The sequence below is a fragment of the uncultured Methanobrevibacter sp. genome, assembly GCF_902774605.1.
In the GTDB taxonomy this organism is placed as follows: domain Archaea; phylum Methanobacteriota; class Methanobacteria; order Methanobacteriales; family Methanobacteriaceae; genus Methanocatella.
This window is the reverse complement of record NZ_CACYJE010000018.1, coordinates 1-11,351: the sequence shown is the minus strand read 5'-3', so window position 1 is coordinate 11,351 and position 11,351 is coordinate 1. Positions and strand designations below refer to the sequence as shown.

The 11,351-nt window shown below is 36.6% G+C and carries 7 protein-coding genes; all 7 read right to left on the bottom strand.

The features are described 5' to 3' along the window. Positions 1–49 precede the first annotated feature (49 nt). Positions 50–2,302 carry a RyR domain-containing protein gene (locus tag QZU77_RS05065; protein WP_295600964.1) on the bottom strand — a complete coding sequence of 751 codons (2,253 nt, stop codon included), beginning with the start codon at positions 2,300–2,302 and terminating at the stop codon, positions 50–52. A 125-nt stretch (positions 2,303–2,427) separates the two neighbouring features. After that, a complete protein-coding gene (locus QZU77_RS05060; RefSeq protein WP_295600961.1) occupies positions 2,428–2,550 on the bottom strand; it encodes a hypothetical protein in 123 nt (40 codons plus the stop codon). Beyond that, positions 2,551–5,997 (bottom strand): Hsp70 family protein, encoded by a 3,447-nt coding sequence (locus QZU77_RS05055; protein ID WP_295600958.1) that lies wholly within the window; start codon positions 5,995–5,997, stop codon positions 2,551–2,553. 22 nt (positions 5,998–6,019) lie between these two features. After that, positions 6,020–6,823: an FHA domain-containing protein gene (locus QZU77_RS05050; RefSeq protein WP_295600955.1), complete on the bottom strand. Its 804-nt coding sequence runs from the start codon at positions 6,821–6,823 to the stop codon at positions 6,020–6,022. A gap of 130 nt (positions 6,824–6,953) precedes the next feature. Continuing rightward, entirely contained in the window at positions 6,954–7,907 is a 954-nt protein-coding gene (locus tag QZU77_RS05045) for a tetratricopeptide repeat protein (RefSeq protein ID WP_295600952.1), read from the bottom strand. A 354-nt stretch (positions 7,908–8,261) separates the two neighbouring features. Then, positions 8,262–9,548 (bottom strand): O-acetylhomoserine aminocarboxypropyltransferase/cysteine synthase family protein, encoded by a 1,287-nt coding sequence (locus QZU77_RS05040; RefSeq protein ID WP_295600949.1) that lies wholly within the window; start codon positions 9,546–9,548, stop codon positions 8,262–8,264. A 433-nt stretch (positions 9,549–9,981) separates the two neighbouring features. Further along, entirely contained in the window at positions 9,982–11,127 is a 1,146-nt protein-coding gene (locus tag QZU77_RS05035) for an RNA-guided endonuclease TnpB family protein (protein ID WP_295600946.1), read from the bottom strand. Positions 11,128–11,351: the final 224 nt, after the last annotated feature.

Here is an 11,351-nt window from a genome sequence, read left to right as displayed (position 1 = left end):
TAAGAGTTTTTATTAAAAATAACATCATTTTAAATATTGATTGTTAAAATTAGCTTTTAACAATCTTCAAGTCAACATTCCTGCACATTTGTGGGAGATTCCTGAATGTTCTCATGTTGGAATTTTTTTGTTCAACCTCAAGCTCATCCCATTCAACCAGATTGGGATTGAGTTTCAAATCATCATCGCGAACCGGACCGTATCTCCAGCCCAAGTTAATCTTAAGCTTATACCATGCATTATGCTCTCTTTTAGCCAAGTATTCTAGGGAATCCTCATCAAATGACTCCACCTCTTCGCCCGGAGCTTCGATATCTACAACATCATAGCCGAGCTCGGTCAATATTTTCACTAAAAAATCGGCCTGCTTGTAATTTGAATACTTGATGTATTCCGGCAAGTCCTCAAAGTCCTGTGTTCCTGAAACCTTGGACTGGTAGAACTTGTGCATCTCTATTGTGAGCATTCTGATCTTGCTTCTGACAATCTTCAATCCGATGGATTCAACAAGGGACGGAATGTTCTTGACGGGATCAATGTCATATTGCTGTATTGCAGGTGTCAAGTAATCCCATGGCACAAGACAGTCATGTATCAGCTTAGAGTCATCCCTAACTTCACCATAGGTCCAGCCCATGGCTATCTTTTCCTCACACCATTCATCATGCTCATATATCGCCAGGTCCAATATTTCGTCTTCAGCGAATTCGGTTATTGCCTCCCTCTTGTCTGAGAGGTTAGCAAGTTCGCATCCAATCATGTTCAGTTTTTTAGGAATTGACCTGGCCTGCCTGATATTTGCCAACTTAAGGTGAGATGAGAGCCCATTGAAATCTGTTAAGTTCTCAAATTTCTCCCTTGTTTTATCATCTAGTTCTCCTTTGGCTTTCTTCTCCTCGTATTGGGCTGTTGTGGTGTCGATATATTGCTGGTGAATCTGAAGGGCCAGCTTTTCCACGTTTCTAAGCAGTGTATTCGGAGCCTGTATTTCGGATTTGACTATTTCCCTCATGATGTTGTTGTCCTGCTTGACATCAGTGAAGACCAATAGGCCTTTTCTGAATATGCTTGGTATTGACAGGACGTTTTTGAGCAGTTCCTCCTTGTCCTCTGAAAATCCAAGACCCATTGAACCTGATTTGACAATGTAGTCGACTTCCAGCCTGTACTCGTCTATGATTATATTCAGGTCATTGACATGGCTTCTTTTCTTGTCCTTGATACCGAATGGCTGCCTGTTCCATTCCTGAAGTTCATCACATAATATCAACAGGTATGAAAGAGGGCTTTGTTTGGGATGAAGTGCAGGAAGGTCAAATGGCTTTTTCTGCAAAACGTTCCTGTAGTAATTGTGGAGCAGTATCGCAGTTGCACTGTCAACTATCGGGTAGAAGAAGAAATCATGGTTTTTAGCATATTTCTGTATCAGATAGCCATATGAGTTTAAAACAAGGATTGATGAGAAGAATCCATGGTCGATGAATCCGCTTTCCCCCATTATGTTCACGAAATTATCCAAGTGTTTTGAAACATCATTTACATTGACGTTGGTGAAATCGGTGGCTATCTTCTGGGCCATGATGTCTGTCGGCTTGAAGAGGTTGAGGAATTTTGCCTTAGGATAATTTTGAGTGTATTCATCTGCAAAGTTAGGGTCTATTTTTACTATAGTGTTGAATTCATTGAAGTCCTTGAAGTCAATTGCAGTATCCGCACCATATGTGCTTGAAATGGATTTCACACCGTCATTTATGAACTTGTTTAACTGTTTGCCTATAATCTCAACGGGATATCCTATATCATGGAACAGGGATGCCACTCCCCAGCGGTATAGGAATTCCTCATGTGAAAACTCATTATCAATCTTATAATACTTTTTATAGGGGCTTGCGAGAATATATGATTTGAATGCTTCACGGTAGTTTTTATTTTGAGAATAGACCGCCAAACCTAATAGGAACACATTTACGGAATGGATGAAATGGTCCCTTTGCTTTTCAATTAGGTCTCCAGTGTTTTCCTCATATTTTTTCATTATCTTAACCAGGTCAAGCAATGTGTTGGGTTCATTAACTATGCTGTGGTCATTTACATTGTCGGACTTGTTTTCCGCAGTGATTTGATAAATCATGAAAAAAGTCTGATATATTTCATAAGCATTGTATGCTGTTTCTTTTTCAAGAAATACATCAACGCCGGCTTTCAATAATCCTTTATAAAGATGATTGTTGTAATGGTCATCATACAATGTCAATTGATTGAAGAATTCATTAATATATTTTTTTAAGTTATTCTCACTCATAAAAAAACACCCTGGAAAGTAACTGTCCATAATTTGAATTTACCAAATAATCCATACTGTGTAATATTTTTGTAAAAAATAAAATTTAAGTTATATAAAGGAAAACATTTCATCAAGAAAAAAAATCATTCCTCTTTTCGATTGAATAACTTGATTATGCAATCCAAATCAATTGAAGTGTTAAAATCCAAAAAGGACTCATCATCATTCTTGTTCAGGATTATTGTTTGATTCAAATCTTCTTTCATTTAAAACACCCTTTCATCAAGTTCATATAGCTTAGTGATTATTCCAATCAATGCATCATAATTCGAATTTTCCAATTCGATTTGCCCCTTTTCGATTAAGCGATTAGCAAGATTGTCAGAGTATATTCCCTCATGCTTCAAATTATAAAAACAATCACGAATGGTCTTTTCACGGTTTTTCATAACGTGCTCATGAATTAATTGCTCATGAATATTTTTCAAGGCATCATAATCCTTATTGATTATGATTTCCTCCAGATTCCTGCTTTCATCAAGGAATCTGAGTTTATTCTCCACATTTTCAAGCAGTCTGGAAAACTTCAAATCGTTCTTATGGACTGTGGCCAGTTCATTCACATGGTCATTGTAGATTTTTAGCAAATCATTGCTTTTCCCATCAATTTGAACCAATTCCATTAGTCTTTCAATGAAAAGATGAAGTGTTGAGTCAATATCGTCTTTTAGATACTTCAATGAATCGGCCAACTTGTTTAAATCCACATCATTATTGGATACATTAAAGGATTCCTTTAGGTATGGAACGTATAATTGATTGTTTTTGATCATTGAAATAGATTTGCCGTCGAGCTTCACCGATTCCCCCTCATCATGAATGTCAAATCCGAAGTCGCCTTCCATATAATCCATCTTGAATGTTCCGTCAAGGCTTATTGGAGCTTCACGCATGATGTGGCCGTCATTTAAATCCCTGAGGGATATGGTGAAACCTAAAAAAGAGGTTTTGCTGTCCTGAGTGAATATTCTTCCATGGAAACTGTCCTCATCATGAGTTATGATTAATGAAACAGAGTCCATATCCTTGTTGACCGGCTGTTTTTCAAGGTTTCCCGCATATATTGCTGCTCCCCTTGCAACTACAGTCAAAGGGTCAATACCGTATTCCAGCGGTCGTTTAAACTCATCCCCTATCAAGTCCCGTATTGTTGGACTTATGCATGAGCCTCCAACCAGAATTATTTTATCCATTTCACTTATTTCCAAATCGTTATTGTTTAATAAGTCATGGCATAGATTAAATGTGCTTTCAATGCCGGGATTTATGATTTGCTTGAATTCCTCCCTGCTTAAACGATAAGTGAAATCATAACCTTCAAAAAGGTTGCCCACACATATCTCCGATTCCCCGATTCTTGACAATTCCATCTTGGCCTGTTCGCCAGCATCCTTCAGCCTAAAAAATATCTTCACATATTTGGGATTATCCCGTTTAAAATCAGCCAGATGCAAGTCATTGATGATTTTAGGCACAAAAGCATCCTCGACAATCATCCAGTCAAAAACATTGCCCCCTATGCCATTAAATCCATCAGTGACATATTTTTCAATCCTGCCGCTGTCCTTTTTTATTACTGAAACATTGAATGTTCCTCCGCCCAAATCGTAAATCATCCAATAGTCATCATTTGAATTGGCCAAATCATAAGCCATTGCAACTGCTATCGGTTCGAAAAGCAGGTTATATGACCTGAACCCTGCAAGTTCAGCAGCATCCATTATTGCTTTTGTTTTAAGGGGATTTGAATTGGCAGGAACGCAGATTACCGCCTGGTCCATGTCGATGTTGCATTGCCTATAAACCGACAATCTCAAGTCCTTTAAAACTTCACTTGACAATTGTTCAGGATACAGTGTGTTGGATTTGGATTTGAAAGGTATTGAAAATCCCATGTCCTGTTTGAATTCAGTGATTGCATTTTGATTATTCTCCAATAACGCATTGCGTGCAGCTTCACCGACTTGCACCCCCTCATCATCAACCAAAACTGCGGAAGGAGTCACATCTTTTCCGGTCAAATGGTTTTTAATGATTATCGGCTCCCCATCATTATAATAGGAAACTATGGAATCCACAGTCCCCAAATCAATGGCATAATCAATAGCATCCCCTTTAACGTCATGATTTTCATAATACAATCCCATATTCTGCTTGCATAATGATAATTTATATTCAAGTTCATTGCGCATCTTTAAATCGCAAACCACTGCAAACTCCATCAGGTTAGCGGCATCAATCAGGTTATTCCTATCAACCAGGCGAAGTGACTCGCCTGCAATCTCCTCGATGGAATATGTCTTCAGGACATGAATAATGTTCCTGTAGATTCCGCTGATTAGAGAGCTTGACTCCATCAGATCCTCCAGTCCAAGGACTGCCCTTATCAAATTGCTGTCCCTTGACAACTCCTCGAATATTTTCCATAAACGAATATAAGACTCATATTTACTTTCAAGAGATGGATTATATGCAATGGCTTCCCTCAACAGGTCACGGGCAAGATTATAGTTCCTGCCTTTTAAGTTCACTGTGAATGCCTTTGAAACCAATCTTGCATCAGGGTTTTTGGATTTCCATATCCTGAGGGTTTGCCCGTAAAATCTCCTGACATCATAATCCTTAAGGATTTCCCTTTCAAGCATCACGATAGCGTCGGACAATCCGTTTTCCATTTTCGCCAACCTGAACGCTTCAAGTATTGAATCATTCACAACATATTCGGAATAATCATCAATGAATTCCTCACCGTCATCATAATCATCATGCAACTCCATTTGATCCATCAGAAGTTCCACTTCCCCTAAAAACTCACCTGCATTTTGATACCTGTCCTCAGGATCAACATTTAAACATTTGCACACCATCTCATCAACTTTAAATGGAATTCTCTCATTATAATGGCTTGGAGGAGTTAACCCCTCCTGCCATGGTTTCAAGTCCAGCAATTCATTTAAGCTGAACTTTTCAACATCATATGGATAATGACCGGTCAGCAATTGGTAGAAAATGACTCCTACTGCATAGATGTCAGTCATGGGTGAAATGTTTTTCTTGAAGGATTCAGGAGCCATATAAGGCCTTGTTCCCACAATGTCAATGTCTGAGAGGTTTGTAGTGAGTTCCTTTGCAACGCCAAAGTCAGAAATCTTAATCTCGATATCCCCATTGGAATTGTAATTTAAAAGGATGTTGTTGAGTTTCAAGTCCCTGTGGACGATTGGGGGATTTGATGAGTGAAGGGTGTTTAATCCAGTTAAGATCTGCTTCATAATTTTCAGTGCACGTGATATTGGCATTTGAATGTTTGACTTTGCAAATGAGTTCAGGTAATCCTCAAGGTCTCCCCCGGGAACATATTCCATTACAAAATACGCCAAATCGTCAGCGGCTGAAATTATGCCTGCATCGTATATGTTTATGATGTTGTCGTTTCTAAGTTTTGTTGCAAGCTTGACCTCGTTAAAAATAGTTTCAGTGGGGCTGGTTGGGTTCAATGGCTCCTTGATGATTTTCATTGCCCTCAAGTCATCTAGAAAATTATGTTTAACCAGATAAACATTTGAAAATGAACCTTCACCAAGGAATTTTTCAACTTCATACTGGCCGTTGAAGTAACCTTCAACAGTCCTTTTAATCGAATCGAAGTCCATCACCAAGCACCATGAATCGAATCTAGAATGAACAGTATATTACCGCTCCGCCATTGCCTCTGGATAGCTTTAAAAATGAATTGTTTTTCAGTTTGGTTTCCTCTCCCTTAATCACTTTCCTATCAGCAATGAATGTGCCGTTTGAACTTCCCTCGTCCAATATGTACCACCCGTCATCCTTATAATACAATTTAAGATGAGGTTTTGCCACATTCGATACTGTGGAATAGCTATTGTCCAGAAGTATTGTGAAGGAGGACAAGTCACTTGACTTGAAGTTTCCCTGTCTTCCGATGAGGATTGTCTCATCCTTATGAACCTTGAATGTTTTTCCCTTATCAAGGCCATTGAAGATTGTCAAGACGCAGTGTTCCCCATCATGGAACCTTTGATTGGATTTATATAAATTAAAAAATGACAGCAATTCATCCGAGAGGAAGGTTATCTCTAAAAACAGGTCTTCAAATGCATCCTCCTTTAATGTATATGCTTTAACGCTTCTCAAGCCTATCTTGTTTGGAACCTCCTTTTTGACAACGCATTCCTCAATCAGGTCCGCTTCCAGGAGTTGCTTCAAGTGTTGGCCCAGCATTTGGGTGGTGATATCGATATTATAATTATTCAATAGGATGCTGTTTATCTCACGGGAGTACAGTGGATCGCTTTTAAACGACTTATCATCTAATTGATTTTTCTTTTGAAAATCTCTTAAAATTTCCAATATTGAGAATCTAACCTCATTATTAACAGCAGCCAATTTAACAGATATTAAATTAGAATCTAAAGAATCAAAAACCATTGTTTTAACTTTTTCTAAATCATACATAACCATAACTCCCTTTGAAATGAAAAACAACATTCCATTGCCTAATATTATGCATATAAACCTCAAATTTATATATTTAACCTCAATGATATTTAAATCAGACAAAGCAAATCATTTGAAATAAATCATTTTATATTTGACCGTTGAGCTTTTCGATAATTTCTAGAATATACTCCTTGACAGTTTCTTCATATTCAGGCATCTTTAAAAGTTTATTGAAACATGAAAATGATTCTTTTAATCTACAAGCTTTCCTCAATACGATTCCCTTATTGAATAAGGCATAATAGTATTCCTCATCAATGCTTAAGCATTTATCAAAGCATTCTATTGACTCATCGTACTTGTCGAATAAGAACAATACGCAACCCTTATAGTTCAATGTGTCGACATCATCACCATACACATCCAATATGTCCTCCATGAACTTTAAGGCCTTATTGTAATCCTCTTCAATAAGCAATGCCTTTAAAAACTTTAATTTCAAATCGTCAATTTCAGAGTCATTGAATTCAAGAACATTAAAAAGGAATCTGTTATACAATATGTTTTTAATCTCATCTATTAAAATCAGAACAGAATTTTCACAAGCAGGGTCATATTCCAATGCTTTGTTAAAGCAATCCAGCGCATCCCAGATTTGGCCTTCATTCTTAAAATCAATGCCCGCCTTGATGCACTCGTTCGCTTCTGGAGCAAATTCATCTATGCTTAAAATAGTATCATCGATCAAATCCATTATCTCATTTTTCAGTATGGAAACTATATTGTTCAGATTAGAGTCCAATTGGATAGCAGAATCATAATATTTTAAGGCTTTTGAGTATTCATTCCTCTGTTTTGAAATCAAACCCTTATTGATTAAAGCGGATGGATTCTCACTAACCAATATAGATTGGTTGAAACATTCATCTGCCTCATCTATCTTGTTTAATTTCATTAAAGCTGATCCCTTGCCGTTTAAAACTTCAATATTTTCAGGTTCCTGTTCTAATAGTTCATTGAATATATTTAAAGCTAATTCTGTATCATTTTGAATTAATTCGTATGCTTCGTCCAGTTTGTTTTGAAAATATTCATTCAACATAATACCATAGTTAAAATTTTATATGCCCACATTATTAAATCACATAAAGTAAAGTATTGTAAAGTAAATGCTTTATAGAAGAATATGAGATATAAAAAAGAAACCATATAAAGTCCAATCCTCGCAAAATAATATCCCGTATTCGATAAAAGTAAATATAATTTTATATATAGCTTTATTCGAATAAAAAAATAAAAAATAACGATATTATGAAATTACAGGAAATATTACAACATTTTAGATATGATATACTGACATTATTATATTCATTTATATATCATTAACACCATTTAAATGTTATAAGTAAAAGGGTTTTCTAAAAAGGAAAAAAATAGAATAAAAAAAATGAAATTAGATTTTATCCAATGCCTGGTCCACATCAGCCAGGATATCCTCAATGTCCTCAATACCCACTGAGAACCTGATCAGGTCAGGTGTGACACCAGTGGACAATTGCTGCTCTTCAGACAATTGGGAGTGAGTTGTTGAGGCAGGGTGGGTGACTAGGGATTTCGCATCACCGATATTTGCAAGGAATGATATCAGCTCAACGTTTTCAATGAACTTCAAGGCACCATCATATCCTGCCTTAAGTCCAAATGAAACTATGCCCCCGTAACCCTTTTCAGCGTACTTTTTAGCCACTTCATGGTTCGGTGAGGATTCAAGACCTGAATATGTCACCCAGGCGACTTTCGGATGAGCCTCCAAGTGTTCAGCAACTGCCATTGCATTTGAAGCGTGCCTTTCAATTCTCAAGCCCAGTGTTTCCAGTCCCTGCATGAGCAGGAATGAGTTGAAAGGTGAAGGCACAGCACCGGTGTCCCTTCCGACTACTGTCCTGAGCCTTGTTGTGAATGCCGCCTCTCCGAATGTTTCGGCAAAAACCAGTCCATTGTAGGTTTCATCCGGTTCGGAAAGTGTTGGGAACTTGCCGTTCATCCAGTCAAAGTCCCCCTTCTCGATGACTATTCCTCCGAGAGTGGTACCATGGCCTCCAATGTATTTGGTGGCTGATGAAGCGATGATGTCTGCCCCATGGTCGAACGGCCTTACAGAGCCTATTCCGACAGTGTTGTCCGCTATCAATGGGATTCCATGTGAATGTGCAATTTCAGCCAGCTTGTCGAAATCAGGAATGTCCAATTTAGGGTTTCCGATTGACTCAACATAGATTGCCTTGGTCTTGTCATTGATTGTCTCTTCGAATAGTTCAGGAGATTGGGAATCGACGAATGTTACTGTACGTCCCAGTTCCTCCAAAGTGTTCTCGAACAGTTCATATGTTCCACCATAGAGGTTATCTGCTGAGACAATATTGTCTCCAACACAGGTTAAGTTAATAATCGCATAAAAGATTGCGGCCATTCCTGATGCGGTTGCATAAGCGGCTGTTCCCCCTTCGATTGCAGCCATTCTTTTTTCAAACGCTTCAGTGGTTGGATTGTTCAGTCTTGTGTAAATGTTTCCTCCTTCCGTAAGTGCAAATCGGTTTGCAGCCTGCTCGGGAGAGTCGAATACATAAGAAGTAGTTTGGTAAATCGGAGTCACTCTTGAACCGGTCTCGTCAACTTCTTCCTGACCGGCGTGAACGCCGATTGTTGATATGTTTTTCTTGTTTTTAATTTCATACGCCATAATAATCAAGTAAGATATTTGTTGAAATACTTATATTAAATTATTCTCTTCACAGTGGTGAATTGACTTGAACATGTGAAATTATGATTAAACTGTTAAATTGTTTTGAAGCAATCATTTAATAGATAATTACTGATTTAATCATGAAATATTAATTATGAAAATAGGAACATACTAATGATTAAAAAGGAGTACAACCATGACTAAAAATATAGCGGAATACGGTCATTTTAAACGAGTAAATGACCCGAAGGTTATTGAGAAAATTCGTGAATTAAATATTGATTGTGAAACAATTCCTCCAAAAAAAATATTATAAAGCATGCAAATTATTAGGAATTAATACCCTCCATTAAATTTAGAATGCCTCTTGAACAACCTCGCCTTGAAGAAGGCGAGGATTCCTAGAGTTTTGTTTTTATTACTCAATCGTTTATTGAGTGCTTTCTAGGCAATCCCCGGGGTTCCACCGGTTAAGTATGTTAATAGCAGCATTGACATCCCTATCTAATTTTTCACCGCATTTCGGGCAAATCCAATCTCGTGTTTTCACATCTAAATTTTCATTTATATGGCCGCATTTGTGGCATGTTTTACTGGTATTTTTGGCATCAACAAACACTACTCCTTCAGCTTCTGGCTTGTACCATTCAAATTTCTTTTTTAATTTATTTATGAATTTAGATAGGGGAAAAATCAAATTTTGTTCTCCTCCGATGAGTATTTTGATTTTAGCATAATTTTTTTCAAAAACTATGACATCATATTTTTTTACGAGGTTATAAGATAGTTTTTCTATGTAGTCTTGTAGTTTGTTGGTTCTTTTGTTGTATTGTTTTTGTAGTCTTTTTAGTAATTCTTTCTTTTTTCGGCTTAGTTTTTTTCTGCATGGGCTTATTAATTGGTTTAGATATTTTATCATTTTGTTTTCATGATTTACATCGAAATGTTCTTTAACGCCGTCGCTTGTTACTATCCAGCCGTTTTTATTTGAATTTATATCAACGCCTATTTTCTTTCCAGTCAATTCAAAATGTTTAAGAGTATCATAGTTTATGTTGATTATAGCGTAGTAATGTATACCATCATATTTTATTGTTATATTGTTGATTTTGAGATCAGGTTGGTTTAACAGTTTTCTGTACTCTTTACTGGTTTGAAATGGTATTTTTCCGTATTTTCTTAATGATATTTTGTTTTTTTCTATGATTTTCTTGTTTGGTGGAATAGTTTGTCTGAAGCTGAATTTTTTATCTTTTTTGCGATGAAAAGTTGGAAGATTATGAGCAGGATTTTTAAAAAAATTATTAAAAGCGTTGGTTAAGTCTCTTATGGACTGCTGTAAACTTGTGGATTCCATTTTATCCAAATAAGGGATTGATTTTTTATATTTCATCATCAAATTATATAAGAAGGTGTAAGTGGGTTTTATACTGTTATCCTTTTCGTATAATTTGTTGTATTCATTTAATGTTAGATTGTAAACTTTCCTGACACAGCCGAAATTCTTATGAAACTCTTCAATTTGTTCAGGTGAAGGTTTAAGTCTAACCTTAATAGCCATTACTCGTTTATCCATTATATATCCACCACATTTTTGAATTAAAACTATATGGTTCTTTAATTTTAACATACAAAAATTAAAGACTCACTAATATTAAATTAACAACTTCCCCATTTATAAAGAAATAGTAAGAGAGCATATGAAAAGTGCGACGAGATAGAACCAATAATTTGTTATATGTCCTCAAATGAATGGCATATGTTAGTGCAGTCTTAGATGACTGATAACACTGTTGTGCG